Origin of the sequence: Algirhabdus cladophorae (assembly GCF_044772865.1) — a bacterium.
Taxonomy (GTDB): Bacteria; Pseudomonadota; Alphaproteobacteria; order Rhodobacterales; family Rhodobacteraceae; genus Algirhabdus; species Algirhabdus cladophorae.
The window spans coordinates 51041-71670 of record NZ_CP173029.1 but is presented as its reverse complement, the minus strand read 5'-3'; the positions used below and the strand labels follow the sequence as shown (position 1 = coordinate 71670).

The window sequence follows — 20630 nt, the reverse complement described above, 5'->3', positions numbered from 1 at the left end:
AACTCAATTTTAGCCAATTTTTTCACAAATATGTGACTGGCCGCTGCGAAACACTCGGGCTTAGCCCACTTTTCGATCTCGTCAACATGATGTGGCAAAGAACCCCTGTGATCCTGAAAGCCTGTCGCGGCGTAAGCCTGATATCTGCCTCAAACCGAGCAGACCAGCCAAAGGCGCAAACGACTTGCGCCAAGATATAAGGGAGTATTCAAAATGCCTACATTCGCGCAAATCGCGTCCAACGATCCGAACTTTTCCATCCTCGTGGCCACGCTGGGCTTTATCGACGACAATCTCGAAGGCTCGGCCCTGATCGCCACTCTGTCTGATCCACATCAGGATCTCACTGTTTTTGCCCCGACCAACGCAGCCTTTGGTCAATTGGCCACCGATCTGGGCTACACGGGCCATCCTGCAGACACCGCCTCTGTGACCAGCTTTCTGACCGGCAACGTTGACGTCACCACTTTGAATGCCGTCATCTTGTACCACGTCAGCGGCGGTGCTCAGTCAGCCGCTGATATTGCAGCCGCTGGCAGCGTCACCACGTTGGGCGGTGTTATTGGCGCTGGATCCCTGCCGACCCTGACCGATCTGGAACCTGACCTGATTGATCCGTCGCTGATCGCCACAGATATCCCGGCTGACAATGGTATCTTACATGTCATCGACCGCGTGCTGTTGCCTGTCGATCTGCCGGGCAACGACGCCCCTTCAATCACAGAAATTGTCGCCTCCAGTGGTGATGGCTTTGATCACAACCCTGCGGACTTTGACATTCTGCTTAAGGCCGTTGTGACAGCGGGTCTGGCCGAAACACTCGACAGTGACGCGGTGGACCTGACCGTCTTTGCCCCCACAGATGCGGCCTTTGTTGGCCTCGCGCAGGAACTGGGTTTTCACGGATCAAATGAAGAAGGCGCATGGGGCTATCTGGTCGAGGCCCTGACCCTATTGGGCGGCGGCGACCCGGTGCCTTTGTTGACCCAAGTCCTGACCTATCACGTTGCCGGTGAAAGCCTCCAAGCCAGCCAAGTTTTGGCAACCGACAGCATCGCTACCTTGCAGGGCGGCAGCCTTGGCGTGGATGGCACCAGCCTTGTGGATGCGGATCCCGATTTGGCAAACCCAAACCTGATCGCCACAGATATCCAAGCCAGCAATGGCGTGGTGCATGTCATTGACGGCGTCTTGGCCCCAGCAGATCTGTTGGCCTCGGACGGATCACATGATGTGGATTTCCTGATCAAAGGCCGCGGCAATGATCTGGTCTTTACCGGTGCCGACGCAGATTACATCGACGGCAACAAAGGCCATGATGTCATTTTCGCAGGATCCGGCAATGACACCGTTCTGGGCGGCAAAGGCGCTGACTTCTTGTTGGGCGGATCAGGCCACGACCTGATCAACGGCGACCAAGGGCGGGACCATATCAGTGGCGGCCACGGGGATGACATCCTTGACGGTGGACGCGGGCGCGACGTGATTTATGGCGGTGCCGGCGATGATAGTTTTGTGTTCAAACAAGGCAACAAACGCGACATTGTCAAGGATTTCGGACGCGGCGATGACATAATCGACCTGACCGATTTTGGTATGGCGGGCATGACCGACATCACCTTCCGCAAAAAGGGCGATGATCTGATGCTGAACTTTGGCGATGGGGATCGTCTGGTCCTAGAGGACGTCAGCATCAAAGAAATCACCGAGGATCAATTCCTCTTCTAAAGACCCAACAAATCAGGAAGGTCCCTCATATCGTCGAACACTGTGTCGCAATGGGGGGCCAACCGATCTGCAGGCGTATCAGCCGTGTAGCCAAAACACCTTATCTTGGCCGCCACAGCGGCTTTGGCTCCACTGGCGCTATCTTCGATAACGACGCAATCCGACGGTTCAATTCCCGCATCTGCCGCAGCTTTTAGATAAACATCCGGCGCAGGTTTCGGCGCACCAAGATCCTGCGCGGAATACATCCGGCCCTCAAAACGGTGCAACAACCTCGTGCGCCCCAATGTGATCTGCATCTTGGTCACGCGCCCATTGGATCCCATAGCGTAAGGGATCGCCCGCGCATCCAATCGGTCCAACACAGCTACAATGCCCGGGACCACTTCGACCTCGGCCTCAAGAGCCGCATAAATCTTGGGGTAAATGATATCCAACCAGTCCGCCGGAATATCCGCGCCCAATCGCGCTGCCTCTTGTCCGGCCCCGCTCATCGTCCCACCAACAAAAAGTTCCATGATCTGGTCTAAACGCAGGTCCAACCCGCGCCCTGCCAAATCATCGCGAAACACCTGATTGGTGATCACTTCGCTGTCCACTACGACGCCATCGCAATCGAACAAAACCATTTTGGGAGGATCAATCATCAGGCAAAGCCCCTTTCGTCCGCATATACATCATCATTTCTGGTCGGTAGGCCGCCAATTCCTCGGCCACCGCTTGGTGCTCGGCCATCTGGGCGCGATACATCACGACCTCCGCAGGCCAGTCCAGATCCGGCAATACTGGCCCCTCAAACAGTGCGATCCATTCCAGTGTTACAACCGTTCCCACATCGCCCATCCACAGCTTGTCACGCGGCAGATCCAAGCGCGCCAACATAACCCCCAACGCCCTAAGCTGTTTGTTGATTATGGCGTGGGCCGCTTTGATTGCCACAGGGTCGCGCAAGTTTGGATCCACATGGGCAAAGGTCAATCGCAAGGCAGGTTCCAGCCGTGTATCCGAAAATCGCGACCGTTCCCGCGACTTGGCCCGACCGATCAAATCCGTGGGCAACAACGGCGGTTTGGGATATTTCTCTTCAAGGTATTCAGCAATTGCCTCACTATCCGTCAGGGTCAAATCCCCATCCACCAGCGCCGGAATATTGCCAGACGGGACCAGCGAAAGATATTCCGCCGAACCACCACCACCCGGTGGCGGGACTTCATTAAAGTCCAGCCTCTTGTGGCGCAGCAACATTCGCAATTTCGCACAATAAAGCGAATGTCCAACACTATAAATTAACATACGACACCGGGCCCTTGATGGTTCTGCCCCATCATCGCCCCCCAACGCCCAAGTGCAAGCGCAAAGCAAAAAGGCCGGATGCGTCCACCCGGCCTTTGCGTTTAGTGTACTGTGGCATCGTCCGGTTTGGGTCTATTAGAGGGGGCCAGTCGATCCCCAACAATCAACCCTTCGGCCCCTGCACTGACAGGCACCACGGCCCCGTCAAGAACATCACCCGCCAACAGCATTTCTGCGAGTTGATCCTGCAAAGCCCGCTGGATCACACGTTTCAAAGGACGCGCACCAAAGACCGGATCATAGCCTTCATCCGCCAACCATGTTTTGGCTGGTGCGTCCAGCTCCAGCGTGATCTTTCGACCCGCCAGACGTTTCGCCAAACGGCCCAATTGGATGTCGACGATGCCGTCCATATCCGCACGTGCCAAGCGATCAAAGATGATTGTCTCATCCAGACGGTTCAGGAACTCGGGCCGGAAATGGGCGCGCACGGCATCCATCACATCCCGCTTTGCATCCGCTGCATCGCCACCCTCGGGCAGCTGGCTAAGCGCCTGCGCCCCTAGGTTCGAGGTCAGGATGATTAGCGTCTGTTTGAAATCCACCGTGCGACCCTGACCATCGGTCAGCACCCCATCATCAAGGACTTGCAACAGCACATTGAACACATCCGGGTGGGCCTTTTCGACCTCATCAAACAGCACCACTTGGTAAGGTCTGCGACGCACAGCTTCGGTCAAAACACCGCCCTCATCATAGCCCACATAACCGGGAGGCGCCCCGATCAGACGGCTGACCGCGTGTTTTTCCATGAATTCAGACATGTCAATCCGCACCATGGCGCTGTCATCGTCAAACAAAAATTCGGCCACAGCTTTGGTCAGTTCAGTTTTCCCAACGCCTGTCGGCCCCAGAAACAAGAACGATCCCAGTGGTCGGTTTTCATCATTGAGACCTGCACGCGCACGACGCACCGCATTGGCAACGGCCCGCACGGGGGCCTTTTGGCCGATGACCCGTTGACCAATCTCATCTTCCATACGCAGCAGTTTATCGCGCTCGCCCTCCAGCATTTTCGAGGTCGGAATACCCGTCCAACGCTCGACCACACTGGCGATTTGTTCGGGGCGCACGGCCTCGGCAACCATGACGTCGCTGCCTGCTTCTTCGGCTTCGCCCAGCTGTTTTTCCAACTGCGGGATCACGCCATAGGATAGCTCACCGGCCTTGGCCAAATTGCCATCCCGTTTGGCCATATCCAGTTCGGCGCGAGCGCGGTCCAGCTGTTCTTTTAGCCCCCGCGCCCCTTCCAATTTGTCCCGCTCGGCCTGCCAAGTAGCCGTCATTTGCGTGGACTTGTCCTGCAGATCCGCCAGTTCCTTTTCAAGCGCCTCCAAACGATCCTTGCTGGCTGCGTCATCTTCCAAACGCAGCGCCGCACCTTCGATCTGCAACTGCATAATCTGGCGATCAAGCGCGTCCAATTCTTCGGGTTTGCTGTCGACTTCCATGCGCAAACGGCTGGCAGCCTCATCCATCAAATCGATGGCTTTGTCGGGCAAGAAACGATCAGTGATGTAGCGATGCGACAGGGTCGCTGCCGAAACAAGCGCACTGTCCGAGATCCGCACACCGTGATGCAATTCATACTTTTCCTTGATGCCACGCAGAATGCTGATCGTGTCCTCAACAGTGGGTTCCTCGACCTGAACAGGCTGGAACCGCCGCGCCAAGGCTGCGTCTTTTTCCACGTGTTTGCGGTATTCATCCAAAGTCGTCGCGCCGATGCAATGCAACTCACCGCGCGCCAAAGCAGGCTTGATCAAATTGGCCGCATCCATAGCGCCGTCGGCCTTGCCCGCCCCTACAAGCGTGTGCATCTCATCGATAAACAGAATGATCTCGCCAGCCGCCGCTGTAACCTCGGACAGGATCGCCTTGAGGCGTTCCTCGAACTCACCACGATACTTCGCGCCGGCAATCAAAGCACCCATATCAAGGCTCATCAACTGCTTGTTGCGCAACGATTCCGGCACATCGCCGTTCACGATCCGTAGGGCCAAACCTTCTGCAATCGCAGTTTTCCCAACACCGGGTTCACCAATTAAAACCGGATTGTTCTTAGTTCGACGCGACAACACCTGCATCGCGCGGCGAATTTCCTCGTCACGGCCAATGATCGGATCGATCTTGCCTGCGCGGGCCGCTTCAGTTAGATCCATCGCATATTTCTTGAGGGCGTCATACCCGTCCTCAGCTGTTGCACTGTCGGCAGTCCGGCCTTTACGCACATCATTGATCGCTGAATTCAGCGCCTGTGCATTTACACCAGCCCCGATCAGCGCATCTTTGGCACTGGATTTCACCAAAGCCAAAGCCATCAAAAGCCGTTCAACCGGAATGAAACTGTCACCCGCCTTTTGAGCGATCTTTTCAGCCTCGGTCAGAACACGGCCCGTGGCGCTGTCCATATAGATCTGTCCGGCATCGCCTGTGACTTGCGGAATTTTTGCCAAAGCGGCCTCAACGGCCTCAACCACGCGCGCAGGCTGTCCACCAGCCGCACTGATCAAGTTACTCGCCAACCCCTGATCGTCATCCATCAAGGCTTTCAAAATGTGGTCTGGGGCCAATCGCTGATGGTTTTCACGCATTGCTATGGTTTGTGCGGCCTGAATAAATCCACGGGACCGCTCGGTGAACTTTTCTAAGTTCATGGGCATTTCTCCTATGTAGCACCCACATCGCGGTGCGCCCGCTATTGCAGCACACACCCCATGGGCCTTGGATGTGAGATGGGTGGCGCGCCCCACAGTTTCAAGTGGATTTTGCCGCAAAATCCAGATTCACAATAGCCTAACGGGGCATCACAAAGCTGTTTTTCCCCCTAAAATTTGAACCAAACACGCCCATGTTGAGTTGAGCAGTACCGAGCAACAAAAAAAGGTGACACATGACACAGTTTAAAACCGAAGTTCAAAACCTGACATACAACGCAGCCACCCAATGCTTTGAAGCCCTCGTTGTGCTGCACAGTTTCTCCGGTCAAGTCACTTATGCCACCTCTGCCTTCGGGCCGATGGACACAGATTTCAAAACCATAGCCAAAACCATGACCGATCAAGCCCTCGCACGACACGGGGTGCGCAATCCTGGACTACGCTCGCGCATATCCGCTGTAGGCTCTACGAATGTACGCCAACAAAATGCACAGATCAAAAGCCTGTTCCACAGACTGCTGCATGTGCTACCCAATCAAAAGGCGGCATAACCTGCGGGGAAGCACCGCGCAAAGCTCCCCATATCTTGGAAACCTTTTTCCCGTAAGGTTCTCTTAGGAATGGGGACCATCATGACCGACATGACTTTGCTGACACATCAATACAGTCTCGAACGCGGGGGCTTTGAGGCCATCGTGATGGTGGCCTCCGGCACCAGCAAACGCAGGTTTGATTGTTTTTTCGCAGCCCACCACAGCCTCAACGACCGGGCCATTATCAAAGGCCTGCTACAAGACGCAAAACAACAGTTTCAAAATACCAAGACACCGATTTCGGGCCTTGGATTTCCCATGTCCCCCAACATGGTGCGCTATACCACAACCTAATCAGACATCGCTGCCTGTCTCGCGATTGTCTTTACTAAGCCCCCACTAGCCCTGCTATTGGGGGTTTTTTTTTGCCCCGCGCCGCGATACTCAGCCTCTGCCCCCTATAAACATTCCGCAAAAGGATATTTCCATGCCCTCAGACGACCGCCTGATCGTAGCTCTTGACGTGCCCAATGCCTTGGATGGTTTGAAAATGGCGGAAACCCTTGGGGATACTGTGGGTTTTTATAAAATCGGGCTGGGCATGTTGACCGGTGGCGGATTGGCTTTAGCGAATGAACTTAAGGCAGACCACGGCAAGCGGATCTTTCTGGATATGAAGCTGTTTGATATCGCCAACACGGTCGAAAGCGCAGTGCGTGGATTGGCACAGTTTGATCTTGATTTCCTGACCGTCCATGGCGACCCCCACGTGGTCAGTGCCGCCAAAGAAGGCAGTGCTGGCAAAGACCTAAAGATCCTTGCAGTGACGATCCTGACATCCATGGATCGCAGCGATCTGGACGCGGGTCTGATCAAATCAGGGGATATTCCCGATCTGGTCGCCGAACGTGCCACCACCGCCTTTGAAGCTGGCGCCGACGGCATCATCGCTTCACCCCAAGAGGCCGCAATGATCCGCGCCCTGCCCAGTGCTGCAGGCAAGTTGATTGTAACCCCCGGCGTGCGTCCCGCAGGCGCGGATCTGGGCGATCAAAAGCGGGTCGCCACCCCGGCACAGGCCATTGCAGACGGGGTCGATCATATTGTCGTAGGTCGCCCAATCTACAACCATAGCAATCCTGCCGCTGCCGCACGGGCCGTTCTTGCTGAATTAACCTAATCCTCGCAGGGTCCGTCAAAACGGCCAAGGATACCCCCTCATGCAAACCACCCTCAAAGAAACCGCTCTGATCCTATCCTATTTGTCTGTGCGCACGTTTCTTGGCCTGCTTGGGTTTGTCTTGCCTGTGGCCTTGATCCTGTATTCCTTGATCTTTGGCACCGGCCAGTTGGAAACATCGATCAGCGAATACTACTACACACCCATGGGCGATGTCTTTGTCGGCACGCTATGGGCGATGGGGGCATTTTTGATCTCTTACAACGGCTATGCCCGCAGCGATATGCAGAAAAATTCTGGCAGGTTCCGGGATCTTTTAACCGACCGTCTCATTTCAACTATTGCAGGTATCAGCGTGATTTGCGTGGCGCTGTTTCCTGTTAATCCCAGCATGATCGAGGATCAGATCGCTACTGGATTTACGTTTCATTCCAACGCAGTGCACTATACCGCAGCGGGGATTTACTTCACCAGCATGGCGATCTTTGCACTGGTTCTTTTTACCCGCGGCGATGGCACAGAAGAGAATTTTTTCGAGAAAAACGGCCGCAAGATCACGCGCATCAAATGGACCCCGCGCAATCGCTACTTTGTCTGGTGCGGTGGGGCCATTCTGGCCGCAATGCTAGCCCTGATGGGCTATTTCGCCTTGGCCAGTTTGGGTTTGTCCGGCGCGACAGATACCCTTGATCGTTGGAATTTCTTCCTTTGGGCAGAAGTGGCAGCAGTCGTGGCTTTCTCTGCAGCATGGCTGGAAAAAGGGCGCGCGTTGATCTCACCTCTGAACATTGCACGCAAACTCAGCGACTGACCTTAGTCGTTGATGTCTGTGTCCCAAACCTTGACCTGACCTTTGTGGGCAAAGGCCCGACGCAGCGCCAGCCAACAAATCAGCGAGGCAGTTGCGAAGACGACCATCATCCAGAACATGGAACCGCCAAATAGCGCAGGCCCGCCGATCAGCAATCCAATCGCGATCACGCCAGCCCCGCCTGCAAAGCCGAGCAAAATAAACGCAGGGGCCAGCATTTCCAAAATGCCAAGGACCAAGGCCGCAACGGCCCACACCCACCATTCAGAAAGAAAGCCGTCCATTATTTTGACCCTTTCAACATTTTGAAAGCATCGCCAAAGGCCTCAATCGCTTGGGACGGTACGATAATCGTCTGCTTACCGTCACCACCGCCCAGCGCTGTCAGGGTCTCGACCTGTTTCAGCGCCACTTGGTACTGCGCCGCCTCCAGGCCATTTTCGGCAATCGCTTGGGCCACAGCACGGGTCGCATAAGCCTCCGCGTCGGCCTCCACACGGCGGGCTTTAGCGGCTTGTTCGGCGGCATAAAGCTCTGCATCGGCGTTCAATTCGACCGACCGCTTCGACCCTTCAGCCTCGGTCACAGCGGCACGACGGGCGCGTTCTGCATTCAACTGCTGCAACATCGCTTCACGGGTCGCCTGATCAAGGTTCACATCCAAAATCTCGGCGCGCGTTACTTCGATGCCCCAGTCATCCACCGCATTGGCCACTTGATCCTTGATCCGGCTGATCAATTGCTGACGGTTCGATTGAACCTCGTCCAACTCCATTTCACCAATGCCCGAACGCACGATACCCGCCACAGTCGTGGCAATCGCCGCATCCACATCGCGGATCCGGTAAACCGTCTTTTCAGGTTCCAAAATCCGGTAAAACACCGATGTTTCGACCTGTACCAACACGTTGTCGCTGGTAATCGCGTCTTGAGCCGCCGTCGGCAACTGACGCTCTAGGATAGAAACACGGTGCGCCACGCGGTCCAGAAACGGAACGATAAAGTTGATCCCCGGCCCAAGGACCGACCGCAATCTGCCAAACCGTTCAACCACGTATTTCTCGGATTGTGGCACAATGCGAACCCCGAGGAAAATCGCGATGATAATGAAAATGGCCAGAGCGAGCAAAAATGCGTTCTGCCCAAGGAAATTCAGCAGTAGTTGTTCTATGTCCATGGGGTGTATCCCTTTCTTGGTTCACCCCATCATATAGTCATTCTCACGCAGATTTGAAGGTGTGACCTGTCGATTGCCCGCCCGAATTGCGCCCCATTTGGCCAGACACCGTTGCTGCAATCAATTGGGCAGTTGCCGCACTCAGGGTCCACCCAAGATGCCCGTGACCGGTGTTATAAAACACGCCAGACTTCTGCCCAGCCCCCACGCGCGGCATCATATTGGGCATCATCGGACGCAGTCCAGCCCAAGGCACCACCGCCTCGGTATTGACCTGCGGGAAATGCTTTTCACACCACGCCGTCAAAGGGGCGATACGATCGGCCCGAATATCACGGTTTTCGCCGTTGAACTCTGCCGTACCCGCAATCCGGAACCGCGTTTTGCCAAGGCGTGAGGTCACAATCTTGGCCTTGTCATCCAGCAAGGACACCGTAGGGGCCGCTGCTTGGCTGACCGCATCGTTCAGCTCAACCGTGACCGAATATCCTTTCACTGGATAAATCGGCACGTGATCCCCCAACTTGGCCGCAAAATCGCGGCTGCCAACGCCCGCACAGACCACAACGGCATCATGCTTCGCAGTCCGACCCTTGTGATCCACTTCGACGCAATCCTCCAAATGCCGCAGATCCGTGACGTTGTGGCCCAATGCAAAGGTAACCCCCTGACGTTCCAGCCATTTGGCCAGTCCAACAGTATATTTGTGGATATCCCCCGTGCTGTCGGTTTCGGTCCAGTAACCGCCCAAGACATCCCCCTGCAACGCAGGCTCGCGCGCGTGCACCTGCTCTGGCGTCAAACGTTCGCGCTGCAACCCACCCGCAGCCAACAGGTCCGTGACCTTGTCTGCATGGGCGAAATCCTTAGCGGTTTCATAAAAATGCAGGATCCCCGCTGGCGTGTAATCAAAGTCGATCCCTGCCGCTTCAGCCATTTCATGCAACAACGGACGCGCCGCAACCGCCAGCTTTGTCGTGGCAATCGTGTTGGCCTTATAATTCGGGATATTGCCCAAAAACCGCGCCATCCAATCGATCTTGCGCAAGGCAGGCTTAGGGTTCACCAGCAGCGGTGCATCCCCGTCCAGCATCCACTTGATCCCCTTGATCACTGTCGACCACTGGTTCCACACCTCGGCGTTCGACGCACTCAACTGACCGCCATTGGCAAAGCTGGTCTCCATAGCAGGATACCTGTGGCGGTCATAGACCGTGACATCAAACCCGCGGGCATTTAGATGATACGCAGTGGTGACCCCAGTGATCCCAGCGCCCAAAACAGCAATCGACGACATGGCAAACTCCTCTGCCTTTATCGCCCCCTCCGTCTTGGAACCTGAGAGATTCACCGCACATCCCGCGGCTTGCTCCTTCGGTGCGCCACAATGGCGACTCTTCGGAGTGTTGCACCCAAATCGGTCCATTTGCCTGAGAGCTTACCGGGGCGGTTTCTCCTTCGGCGGCAGGTGACCTGCACTCTCCCGAACAGGGTGTCTTCACTGGATCCGGTGTCGCATCAATCACAATCGCAATCCAATGATTTTATCGGCAACTCTTCATCACAATCTGTGATATTTCATGCTGACAGGTGTCCGATCCCTTAACAATCCAACCAAACCGTCGGCTCGCTCTCCTGCCAACCCGTCTCAACCAGTTCGGGTGTTTCGCTATCAAAGGCCGGGTAGCCCAGACACAGATAGGCCGACAGCATCCAGTCATCGGGCACGCCAAGGGCTGCATCCACCTCAGCCGGATCAAGGATCGACACCCAGCCCACCCCAACATTATGCGCCCGCGCGGTCAGCCAAAGGGTGTAGATCGCCGTCACAGTAGAATATTGCAGCATCTGTGGCATGGTTTTACGCCCCAGTCCCCGCCCCGCTTTGGGATCCCGCGCCGTGTAAACTGCCAGATGCACGGGGGCCTCGCGCATACCGCTTAGTTTCAAGGCAAGGTATGCGTTCTTTGCTTCATCTTCAAAATCTTCGCTGGCTTGGGCATTTGACGCTTCAAAACTGGCAATCACTTTTGCCCGTGCCAACTCGGAGGCCACGCGTACAAACCGCCACGGTCGCGAATTCCCAACCGAGGGGGCCAAGTCAACACTTGCCTCAATCTTTGATAAAACCGCACTATCAATGGGATCAGTTCGAAAGTGCCGAACATCCCGTCGCCAAGACAGAATATCGTGCAACGCACTTTGATGATTTACCGCAAACTTCATACACCCGTGCTACTGCGCCGTGTGCAAGGGCACAAGCCTTGGCAAGGACACGCCTACGACTGACGTCCAATCCCCGCCAAATAGTCCGCAACCCACTGTTTTTGAAATCCAATGACCTGCGGATCCGCCAGATACCGCGTCAGCGGCATCATCTGGAAGGCTTGGCCTTCATCCCCAAGGCGCATCTGCGCCACCAGATCCGGTGCGATATGCGATACAAAAAACCAACTGCTTTGCATGGGGTCCAGATCGCTGGCTTTCTCAAACACGGAACTGATCCCAAACCCTGCGATCCCGATCTCTTCGGCCACCTCACGACGCAGAGTTTGTTCCGGCGCCTCCCCCGGTTCCCGCCCGCCACCGGGCAGATCCCACATGTTGGCATACCGCAAGCCGGGTGCATCATCGCGCAACAAAACAGCAATTGTGCCCTCACAGAGCAAAGCAATTTTACACCCGATAAACATAACGCCACCCTGCCACCTGCAGATTGTGCAAACAACGTCTATCGCCTAAATAACCCCTATGCCCAGCCTGTGTCGCGACTGCCTGACCCAATTCGAAACAGCACAACGCTGTCCTAAATGTGCCAGCCCCCGTGTGCTGAGCCATCCTGAACTGGCCCAACTGAGCATTGCCCATATGGATTGTGACGCCTTCTACGCCTCAGTCGAAAAACGCGACAATCCGGAATTGCGCGACAAACCCGTGATCATCGGTGGCGGCAGACGCGGCGTGGTCTCGACCGCCTGCTACATCGCGCGTATCAAAGGGGTGCGCTCCGCCATGCCAATGTTTCAGGCGCTCAAACTCTGCCCGGAGGCCGTGGTCGTCAAAACCCGCATGGACGTCTATGTGCAGGTCTCAAAGCAAGTGCGCGCCCTGATGGAGGAACTGACCCCAGACATCGAACCTTTGTCGCTGGACGAAGCATTCCTCGACCTAACCGGCACCGAAAAACTGCACGGTGCGCCCCCTGCGGTGATGCTGGCCCGGTTGGTAAAACGCATGCGCGAGGAAATTGGCATCACAGGCTCCATCGGGCTCAGCCACAACAAATTTCTGGCCAAAGTGGCCTCTGATCTCGACAAACCGCGTGGCTTTTCGATCATCGGCAAGGCCGAAACAGATGCTTTTTTGCACGACAAATCTGTGCGCATGATTTGGGGCGTCGGCCCAGCTGCACAGGCCAGTTTGGACAAGGCGGGGATTAAAACCTTCACTGATCTTCTGCGCTGGGACCGCAAGGATCTAAACGCGCGCTTTGGCTCGATGGGCGAAAGGCTCTTTTTTCTCGCCCGCGGCCAAGACCGCCGCCGCGTCAGCGCCCATGCGCCGGTCAAATCAATCTCCAAAGAAACCACCTTCAACGACGACACCAACGACACCGACATACTGGACGGACATATCTGGCGGCTGGCCGAACAGGTCAGCGACCGCGCCAAAGCCAAATCAATGGCAGGACGCGTGGTCACCCTTAAACTCAAGCGCAGCAATTTCTCGGCCATTTCCAAACGGCTCAGCCTCGGGGATGCCACTCAGATCGCTGACAGGATCTACCGCACTGCACGCGACCTCTTTGCACAAGTGGGCGATCAGGGCCCCTACCGCCTGATCGGTGTGGGGATTTCCGATCTGGTGGGCGAAGATCAGGCCGACATCAGCGGCGACCTTTTGGACCCAGATGCCAATAGACGCGCCAAGGCCGAACGCGCCACTGACAAAATTAGGGAAAAATTCGGATCAGACGCTATCTTGAAAGGTCGTGCATTGAGGTAGCCCTATGATCAAGACCGAAAACTTCCAGAAAATGGAATTCACCAGCCCCGACGCCCTACGAGACTGGCTTTCGCAAAACCACAGCCAAACCGCCAGTATTTGGGCGATAACCTACAAAAAACACATACCATATAAATACGTCTCGACCACGGATATCTTGGATGCCCTGATCAGCTACGGCTGGATCGACGGCATCCGACGCAAAGTCGACGAGGATCGAACTATGCAAATGATTTCCCCCCGCAGCACGCAAAACTGGTCGAAATCCTACAAGGATCGCGCGGAAAAGCTGGAAAAAACTGGCCAGATGCAAGACGCCGGTCGCCAAGCCATCGCCGCGTCCCAGGCCTCCGGTCAGTGGGATTTCTTTAATGACGTCGACGCCCTGATCACACCTGCCGATCTGGCCGAGGCTCTTGGCCCCAGCAAAGTCACCTTCGAAGCGCTACCAGATGCCTATAAACGCAACCTGTTGCGCCACATCAAACTGGCTAAGACCCAAGCCACCCGCGACAAACGGATCACTCAAATCGTCACAGCCACCAAAGCAGGCGAACGCATCCCCCAGATGTGAACCTCCCAGTTTCTTTTTTCCAAAAATACTCAGAGATTTACGCCGCTCTATTCCGCAGCCACCGGCACAGCGGCGCGCCCGATATCCGCCAATTCGGCCACAACAGAGGTCATCAAACAGGCAAAACTCTCGAAATCTGCATTGGGCCGGACCCGCGCCTCATCCATATAAAGCGACCGGTCAATCTCGATCTGCACCACGTGTTGGTTGCGCGACGGCCGCCCGTAGGCTTGGGTCACATAGGCCCCGGCAAACGGCGCATTGCGCACAACCCGCAAACCAGCGCTGGCAAAAATGCTTTCGACCCGTTCGACAACTTCGCCATTGGCCGATGCCCCAAACCGATCTCCCAGAACAATCTGCGGACGCTTGCCACCCCCACCTGAAACGGTCTCCAGCGCCTCATGCGGCATCGAATGGCAATCCAAAAGGATCGCCTCGCCAAAACTGGTCAGGCTTTCACGCATCAAACGCGCCAAAGTGTCGTGATAGGGATGCCAATAGCGATTGATCCGCGCCTGCGCATCACCAAGGGTCATCTTGCCATTATAAATGGCGCGGCCCCCGGCGACGACCCGTGGGATCACCCCAAGGCCAGATGCCACGCGCGGATTATGGGCCACGCGCCGCACCCCGTGGATCAACGCAGGGTCTAATTCGTCATTGGACCGGTTCAGATCGATAAACGCGCGCGGCGCCCCTGCCTTTAGCAAAGGTGCCCCAAATTTCGGTGCCTGCCCGAACAAATGATCCACAAAAGCATCCTCAGAGGATCGGATTGCCAGTTCATCCAACACAGAAGTGTTCAGAAAGGACCAACCATAGTCAGAGCCGCTATGGGGTGAGGCAAACACCACACTCGTGGTGCGCTTTTGCGGACGATCCAGAATATATGACGCTTTGGGCAATGCAGGCTCCTTTGCACAGAACATAAACCGATTTGAACAATTTCCAAAACCCCTTGATCCCTCTGACGACTCCTTTTATACGCGCTCTACCTGACGTGGGAATTTCCCGCGTCCAATTTATTTTGGGCGGGCGTTTTTAGTCAGGCAGAAGACAGTTCATGGGCGCTTAGCTCAGTGGTAGAGCACTTCGTTGACATCGAAGGGGTCACTAGTTCGAACCTAGTAGTGCCCACCATGAATTCACTGTCCCAGCCTCGGCTGGGACGCCCGCAACCCAAGGCGCAAGGCCCGCGCCGCGACACGAAGGATAAGACTATGAAAGTCAGAAACTCGCTCCGTTCGCTGAAAAACCGGCACCGTGATTGCCGCGTTGTGCGCCGCAAAGGCCGCGTCTACGTGATCAACAAAACACAGCGCCGCTTTAAAGCACGCCAAGGTTAAGTCACCTCGACACCTTATAAAAAAGGCCGCCCCGTGTTGCACGAGGCGGCTTTTTTATGTGGTATACGTCTTATGCCTCAAACTCTTGATCCCAATGCAGTCCCTTGGCATGCTTGGACGCCATGGAAACTGCAGCAACACTTAGCGGGTCAAAACCGCCTTTGGTATGTTGTGGGCGGCTGGGCCTTGGATCTTTGGCACGGCCATCAAACCCGCGAACATGAAGATCTAGAATTTTGTATTCTGCGGCCTGATTTCGATCACTTTCGCAAAGGTCTGGCATCCCATGATCTTTTTGCGGCGACCAACGGGCAGCTCGCCTTTCACCCCGTGGATCAACCCGCCGCACCGCAAATCCATCAGTTTTGGGGATACGATCCGACCAGGTCCGCGTGGCATTTTGATATGATGATCGAACCGGGCACTCCTCAGACATGGATCTACAAACGCGATACAGCGATAGCCGCCAACAGATCCCAGATGATCAATCTCAGCCCAGATGGCATCAAATACCTCAATCCAGCGGCGGTTTTGTTGTTCAAAGCAAAACACACGCGTCCCAAAGACGTGGCGGATTTTAATCTGGCCGTGCCAAACCTCCGAAAATCAGAGGTGACTTGGCTAAAGGATACCCTGACGCGCCTGCACCCAAACCATCCTTGGATCTCCCAGATTGAGGGCGCGTATCTCTAACATCAGATTCCACTGTGGCGGCTCAAACTGATCCGACGCCTAAGCCTCAAAATCACGTTGGTCTTCAATGACTATACCGTCCGCAGGCAGGCTGCCCGGTGACACGATCTGCACATCACCGCGCAGCTTCAACACCTCCGGCAGCGACGCACTGTAATCCACGCTTTCGTCAGGCGCTTCCATCTGCACGACCATATGATCTGCATCACCCTGACGGGTCACAATGACCCGCGCGCGGCTCACTTCCTCATGGCGCGCCACAAGGGCCGCCACCTGTTCAGGCCGCACAAACATGCCCTTGATCTTGGCGGTTTGATCGGCACGCCCCATCCAGCCACGAATCCGCAGATTGGTGCGTCCACAGGGGCTGGCCCCGGTCATAAAGGCACTCAGATCACCTGTTGCAAATCGGATCAGCGGGTAATCCGTGTTCAACGTCGTCACCAAAACCTCACCCACCTCGCCAATAGGCACAGGATCACCAGTGCCCGGCGTCACAATCTCGACAATGACGCCTTCATCCAGAATAAGCCCATCCTTGGCCTCGCTTTCATAGGCGATATTTCCCAGATCGGCCGTGGCATAGGCCTGCAAACACGTGATCCCACGGTCCTCGTAATACTGGCGCAACTGCGGAAATAGCGCCCCGCCCGACACAGCCGCCTTGGTAATCCCAAGACGCACGCCCATCTCATCGGCCTTCTCCAAAATCACCTTCAGATAGTCCGGCGTCCCCGCATAGGCCGTCGCCCCAACATGGGCTGCCGCCTGCACCTGCAACTCGGTCTGACCTGTACCCGCAGGCAACACAGCCGCACCAACCGCCCGCGCCCCGTTTTCAAACATCGTACCAGCAGGGGTCAGATGATAGCCAAAGCAGTTCTGAACAATATCACCCTCGCCAATGCCACAGGCCGCAAGAAAGCGACCAAAGCGCCACCAGTCAGCACTATCAAACCCGGGTTCATACAAAGGGCCCGGCGATTGAAACACATGGGAAAATCCGGGCTTTACCAATCCGCCAAAGGGCGGCTTTCCGGCCTGCAACGCGCCCAAATCAGACTTGCGCAAAACCGGCTGTTCGACCAATGAACCGTCTATCAATTCCGACAAAACCGCCGCCTGATGGGCCGCGCGATCATGAGTGCTGCGGGTCTCCAACTCGTCAAAATATGCCATGTGGTCCAACCCTTTTTCTTTGCCTAACTATTCAAATACCTACGACAACCAACGCTTGCGGCGCCGGTAGCTGCGTACGTCTCGAAACGATTTTCGCCCCTCTTCCGAGACACCCAAATAGAACTCCTTCACATCTGGGTTTTCGCGCAACTCTGCCGCAGGCCCGTCCATCACAACACGGCCCGATTCCAGAATATAGCCATAATGGGCAAACCTTAACGCCGCATTTGTATTCTGCTCTGCCAACAAGAAAGAAACGCCCTCTTTCTCATTCAAATCCTTCACAATACCAAAAATTTCTTCAACCAGTTGCGGGGCCAAACCCATGCTGGGCTCATCCAGCAAAATTGTTTCGGGCTTGGACATCAACGCGCGGCCAATGGCGCACATCTGCTGCTCTCCGCCGGATGTATACCCCGCCTGTGATTTGCGCCGCTCGCGCAAACGCGGGAAATAGTTGTACACCTTCTCAAGATCAGCCGCCACGGCCGCCTTGCCATCACGCCGCGTGTAACTGCCCGTCAGCAGGTTCTCTTCTACCGTCAAATGCTCAAAACAGTGACGGCCTTCCATGACCTGAATAACACCTTTCTGAACCAGATCAGACGGACTGGAATCCTGAACCTTATCCCCACGATAAAGGATCGACCCTTTGGTCACTTCGCCCCGCTCGGAATGCAACAAGTTCGACACCGCTTTCAACGTCGTGGTCTTACCAGCGCCATTGCCGCCCAACAACGCCGTGATCCCACCCTTGGGCACCTTCAACGAGACACCCTTCAACACAAGGATGACATGATTATAAATCACCTCGATATTGTTGACCTCTAACAAGGTCTCATCTTGTGGGGTCGCATCCAACATGAAGCACTCCGTCGTGTTTCTTTTTTCTAAAAATACTCAAAATCCAGCGGCGACCCACACGGACCGCCGCCAGATCATTATCGCTTAGGAACAGCCAGCTTCGATGTTGTTTTCAGCCGCATAAGCAGTCGAATCTTCCATCACCAAAGCATCAATCACAGCTTTGTCGCTTTCGATCATGTCTGTGATCAGGCTCCAAGTTTTGGTGGATGCATCCCATTGCTGGACCATGCCCAGACCGGGACCACCGTGGTTTTCACAAGACACAGCAAACGCAGGACCAAAGCCCGGCAAACCAACGTCAGCCATGCCAGCTTCGGTCACTTCCAAGGCTTCCATACCATCACGCATCATTGCAGGGGTAATGTCAGCAACACCGTGGATTTCCTGAGCTTTCTGGATCGCCTTATGGGCCAGCATTGCCGCGTACATGCCACGCGAATACAGAACCGTTCCAGCCTGATCGCCAGCACCAGCCCCTTTGCCAGCATCCAACACATACTGCTTCATATCAGCATAAAGCGGATAATCCGTGCCTGTGCCGTGCATCGCCAGCGACTTATAGCCATTGGCTGCATCGCCTGCTGGCAGAACGTCATTCTCGGAACCAGACCACCATACGCCAATGAACTTATCCATTGGGAAACGGATGTTCGCGGCTTCTTGGATGGCAACTTGGTTCATCACGCCCCAACCCCACATCAAAACGTAATCAGGACGCTCACGGCGGATTTGCAGCCATTGGGATTTCTGTTCCTGACCGGGGTGGTCAACGGCAATCGGTGTGAAGGTATAGCCGTGCTTTTTCGACAGTTCTTCCAAGGTCCGGATAGGCTCTTTGCCGTAAGCCGAGTTGTGATAGACCAGCGCGATTTTCTTGCCGGAAATATCACCACCGTTTTCATCCAAAATATGATTCACCGCGATCGAGGCACCATCCCAATAATTCGCAGGATAGTTGAACACATTGCTGAACACTTTGCCGTTCTTGGCAGAAGTCCGGCCATAGCCCATCGAGTGGATCGGAATACCATCCGCTGTGGCTTTCGGGATCAGCTGGTACGTAATGCCAGTGGACAGTGGTTGATACACCAACGCGCCTTCGCCTTTAGTGGCTTCATAGCATTCCACACCCTTCTCAGTGTTATAGCCGGTTTCACACTCAACGACGCGCACAGGAACGCCGCCGATACCGCCATCACGTTCGTTCAGCAGGGTGAAATAGTCCTCATAGCCATCGGCAAAGGGAATACCGTTCGCCGCATACGGACCGGTCCGGTAGCTCAGCGATGGGATCACAAGATCAGCCAAAACAGGGCTGGCCGCCATGATCGCAGCAGTTGCATAAATTGCGAGTTTCTTCATTTTAATCCTCCCATGGATTTCTAAGTTTTTAGTTTCTGTTGTCCCGCCGGGGTGCGCCCCGATCTGTTCATTGGCCCACCGCTAGTGCGGGAAAGGCCATAGTCTTAGTTTCTCCTTCGCAACGCGCCACAGCTGCGCCAATCCGTGCGGCTCCATAATCAAAAAGATAATGATCAAAGCGCCCACAATGATAAATTCCAGATGGGCCGCCAGCGCCGTATCCCATCCCAGTCCTCCCACCAGAATATTCTTCAGCAAGACTGGCAACAGCACCATAAAGGCCGCCCCGGCAAAGCTGCCAAAGATACTGCCAAGGCCGCCAATAATGATCATGAACAGGACCAAGAACGACTTTTGAATGCCGAATACTTCGCCAACTTCTGCCGCGCCCAGATAGACGCTGAAAAACAGAGCACCCGCGATCCCTACGAAAAAACTGGAAACCATAAAGGCCGTCAGCTTGGCCCGCAGTGGGTTCACACCAATAATCTCGGCCGCAATATCCATATCGCGAATGGCCATCCATTTGCGCCCCACGGACCCGCGCGTGAGGTTCCGCGCAATAATTGCACACAGCGTCAGGAACACGAGGCAGATCATATATTTTGCCCAAGCATCCACACTCGGCCCGGTCACATTCACGCCAAACACCGTGCGCTCCGGCGCACTAATCTGACCCGAGGCGGAATAGTTGTAGAACCACGGCACTTTGTTGAACAACCACACCAGAAAGAACTGCGCCGCCAGCGTCGCCACCGCCAAATAGAACCCCTTAATACGCAGCGACGGCAGCCCAAACAGCACACCCACCCCCGCAGTAACAAGCCCAGACAGCAGCACATGGATCATGATGTTAACATCGGGAAAGGCCGTCATGAACTTGTAGCACGCATAAGCCCCCACAGCCATAAACCCGCCCGTACCAAGGCTGACCTGCCCGCAATAGCCGGTCAGAATATTCAACCCAATCGCCGCAATCGCATAGATCAGGAAGGGCACAAACACCGCATTGGCCCAATAGTCATTGATGATGAACGGGATCACCAAAAACGCAATGGCCAGCACCGCATAGTAACGATAGCGATCAAACCGGATCGGAAAGGTCTGGCTGTCTTGCTCGTATGTGGTGCTAAAATCACCTGCTTCACGGTAGAACATC

Annotated in this window: 22 protein-coding genes, 1 tRNA gene and 1 riboswitch; of the genes, 10 read left to right on the top strand and 13 right to left on the bottom strand. The window is 55.3% G+C overall.

Features of this window, described 5'->3' with window-relative positions; genetic code table 11:
• Positions 1-213 precede the first annotated feature (213 nt).
• Positions 214-1728 (top strand): fasciclin domain-containing protein, encoded by a 1515-nt coding sequence (locus ACIRQ6_RS00365; protein ID WP_420862150.1) that lies wholly within the window; start codon positions 214-216, stop codon positions 1726-1728.
• Here ACIRQ6_RS00365 and ACIRQ6_RS00360 read toward each other — a convergent pair.
• From ACIRQ6_RS00360 to clpB, 3 genes are all read right to left on the bottom strand, one after another.
• Positions 1725-2375, bottom strand: coding sequence for an HAD family hydrolase (locus ACIRQ6_RS00360; protein ID WP_420862149.1), 651 nt, complete (start codon positions 2373-2375; stop codon positions 1725-1727). The two genes, ACIRQ6_RS00365 and ACIRQ6_RS00360, sit on opposite strands and share 4 nt — an antisense overlap.
• Positions 2368-3021 carry a glutathione S-transferase family protein gene (locus tag ACIRQ6_RS00355; RefSeq protein ID WP_420862148.1) on the bottom strand — a complete coding sequence of 218 codons (654 nt, stop codon included), beginning with the start codon at positions 3019-3021 and terminating at the stop codon, positions 2368-2370. Before ACIRQ6_RS00355 ends, ACIRQ6_RS00360 begins: the two co-directional genes overlap by 8 nt.
• 101 nt (positions 3022-3122) lie before the next feature.
• Positions 3123-5738: an ATP-dependent chaperone ClpB gene (gene clpB, locus ACIRQ6_RS00350; RefSeq protein ID WP_420862147.1), complete on the bottom strand. Its 2616-nt coding sequence runs from the start codon at positions 5736-5738 to the stop codon at positions 3123-3125.
• Positions 5739-5974: 236 nt separating this feature from the next.
• Here clpB and ACIRQ6_RS00345 point away from each other — a divergent pair, with 236 nt between their 5' ends.
• From ACIRQ6_RS00345 to ACIRQ6_RS00330, 4 genes are all read left to right on the top strand, one after another.
• Entirely contained in the window at positions 5975-6292 is a 318-nt protein-coding gene (locus tag ACIRQ6_RS00345; RefSeq protein ID WP_420862146.1) for an orotidine 5-phosphate decarboxylase, read from the top strand.
• Between the two features lie 81 nt (positions 6293-6373).
• Positions 6374-6628 carry a hypothetical protein gene (locus tag ACIRQ6_RS00340; RefSeq protein ID WP_420862145.1) on the top strand — a complete coding sequence of 85 codons (255 nt, stop codon included), beginning with the start codon at positions 6374-6376 and terminating at the stop codon, positions 6626-6628.
• A 133-nt stretch (positions 6629-6761) separates the two neighbouring features.
• The gene (gene pyrF, locus ACIRQ6_RS00335; protein ID WP_420862144.1) at positions 6762-7454 is read left to right on the top strand and encodes an orotidine-5'-phosphate decarboxylase; all 693 of its coding nucleotides are present in this window, start codon (positions 6762-6764) and stop codon (positions 7452-7454) included.
• A 40-nt stretch (positions 7455-7494) separates the two neighbouring features.
• Positions 7495-8265 carry a hypothetical protein gene (locus ACIRQ6_RS00330; protein WP_420862143.1) on the top strand — a complete coding sequence of 257 codons (771 nt, stop codon included), beginning with the start codon at positions 7495-7497 and terminating at the stop codon, positions 8263-8265.
• A 2-nt stretch (positions 8266-8267) separates the two neighbouring features.
• On the opposite strand, the gene ACIRQ6_RS00325 is transcribed toward ACIRQ6_RS00330, so the two are convergent.
• The 5 genes from ACIRQ6_RS00325 to ACIRQ6_RS00305 all read right to left on the bottom strand — a co-directional run bounded on the left by ACIRQ6_RS00325 (position 8268) and on the right by ACIRQ6_RS00305 (position 12135).
• A complete protein-coding gene (locus ACIRQ6_RS00325; protein WP_420862142.1) occupies positions 8268-8549 on the bottom strand; it encodes an NfeD family protein in 282 nt (93 codons plus the stop codon).
• Positions 8549-9442: an SPFH domain-containing protein gene (locus ACIRQ6_RS00320; protein WP_420862141.1), complete on the bottom strand. Its 894-nt coding sequence runs from the start codon at positions 9440-9442 to the stop codon at positions 8549-8551. Before ACIRQ6_RS00320 ends, ACIRQ6_RS00325 begins: the two co-directional genes overlap by 1 nt.
• 43 nt (positions 9443-9485) lie before the next feature.
• Positions 9486-10739, bottom strand: coding sequence for a D-amino acid dehydrogenase (locus tag ACIRQ6_RS00315; protein ID WP_420862140.1), 1254 nt, complete (start codon positions 10737-10739; stop codon positions 9486-9488).
• A gap of 111 nt (positions 10740-10850) precedes the next feature.
• A riboswitch (glycine riboswitch) is annotated at positions 10851-10938 on the bottom strand.
• 106 nt (positions 10939-11044) lie between these two features.
• Complete coding sequence (gene bluB / locus ACIRQ6_RS00310; protein ID WP_420862139.1) at positions 11045-11668, bottom strand: 5,6-dimethylbenzimidazole synthase; 624 nt, start codon at positions 11666-11668, stop codon at positions 11045-11047.
• 53 nt (positions 11669-11721) lie between these two features.
• Positions 11722-12135: an NUDIX domain-containing protein gene (locus ACIRQ6_RS00305; protein WP_420862138.1), complete on the bottom strand. Its 414-nt coding sequence runs from the start codon at positions 12133-12135 to the stop codon at positions 11722-11724.
• A 58-nt stretch (positions 12136-12193) separates the two neighbouring features.
• On the opposite strand from ACIRQ6_RS00305, the gene ACIRQ6_RS00300 reads away from it, so the two are divergent.
• Both ACIRQ6_RS00300 and ACIRQ6_RS00295 read left to right on the top strand, forming a co-directional pair.
• The gene (locus ACIRQ6_RS00300; protein WP_420862137.1) at positions 12194-13447 is read left to right on the top strand and encodes a DNA polymerase IV; all 1254 of its coding nucleotides are present in this window, start codon (positions 12194-12196) and stop codon (positions 13445-13447) included.
• A gap of 4 nt (positions 13448-13451) precedes the next feature.
• Entirely contained in the window at positions 13452-14021 is a 570-nt protein-coding gene (locus ACIRQ6_RS00295) for a YdeI/OmpD-associated family protein (RefSeq protein ID WP_420862136.1), read from the top strand.
• A gap of 47 nt (positions 14022-14068) precedes the next feature.
• Here ACIRQ6_RS00295 and ACIRQ6_RS00290 read toward each other — a convergent pair whose 3' ends face one another.
• Positions 14069-14929, bottom strand: a complete 861-nt coding sequence (locus tag ACIRQ6_RS00290; protein ID WP_420862135.1) for an N-formylglutamate amidohydrolase — start codon at positions 14927-14929, stop codon at positions 14069-14071.
• A gap of 160 nt (positions 14930-15089) precedes the next feature.
• Between ACIRQ6_RS00290 and ACIRQ6_RS00285 the strand changes: the two genes are divergently transcribed.
• The 3 genes from ACIRQ6_RS00285 (at position 15090) to ACIRQ6_RS00275 (ending at position 16063) form a co-directional block, all read left to right on the top strand.
• Positions 15090-15164, top strand: a tRNA-Val gene (locus ACIRQ6_RS00285).
• An 80-nt stretch (positions 15165-15244) separates the two neighbouring features.
• On the top strand, positions 15245-15370 hold the full coding sequence (ykgO, locus tag ACIRQ6_RS00280; RefSeq protein ID WP_005850168.1) for a type B 50S ribosomal protein L36: 126 nt from the start codon (positions 15245-15247) through the stop codon (positions 15368-15370).
• A gap of 72 nt (positions 15371-15442) precedes the next feature.
• Positions 15443-16063, top strand: coding sequence for a nucleotidyltransferase domain-containing protein (locus ACIRQ6_RS00275; RefSeq protein WP_420862134.1), 621 nt, complete (start codon positions 15443-15445; stop codon positions 16061-16063).
• A gap of 39 nt (positions 16064-16102) precedes the next feature.
• On the opposite strand, the gene ACIRQ6_RS00270 is transcribed toward ACIRQ6_RS00275, so the two are convergent.
• From ACIRQ6_RS00270 to ACIRQ6_RS00255, 4 genes are all read right to left on the bottom strand, one after another.
• Positions 16103-17242, bottom strand: coding sequence for a phenylacetate--CoA ligase family protein (locus ACIRQ6_RS00270; protein WP_420862133.1), 1140 nt, complete (start codon positions 17240-17242; stop codon positions 16103-16105).
• A 39-nt stretch (positions 17243-17281) separates the two neighbouring features.
• Complete coding sequence (locus ACIRQ6_RS00265; protein ID WP_420862132.1) at positions 17282-18106, bottom strand: ABC transporter ATP-binding protein; 825 nt, start codon at positions 18104-18106, stop codon at positions 17282-17284.
• An 84-nt stretch (positions 18107-18190) separates the two neighbouring features.
• Positions 18191-19471, bottom strand: a complete 1281-nt coding sequence (locus ACIRQ6_RS00260) for an ABC transporter substrate-binding protein (protein ID WP_420862131.1) — start codon at positions 19469-19471, stop codon at positions 18191-18193.
• Positions 19472-19552: 81 nt separating this feature from the next.
• Positions 19553-20629: a branched-chain amino acid ABC transporter permease gene (locus ACIRQ6_RS00255; protein WP_420862130.1), complete on the bottom strand. Its 1077-nt coding sequence runs from the start codon at positions 20627-20629 to the stop codon at positions 19553-19555.
• Between the last annotated feature and the right edge of the window lies 1 nt (position 20630).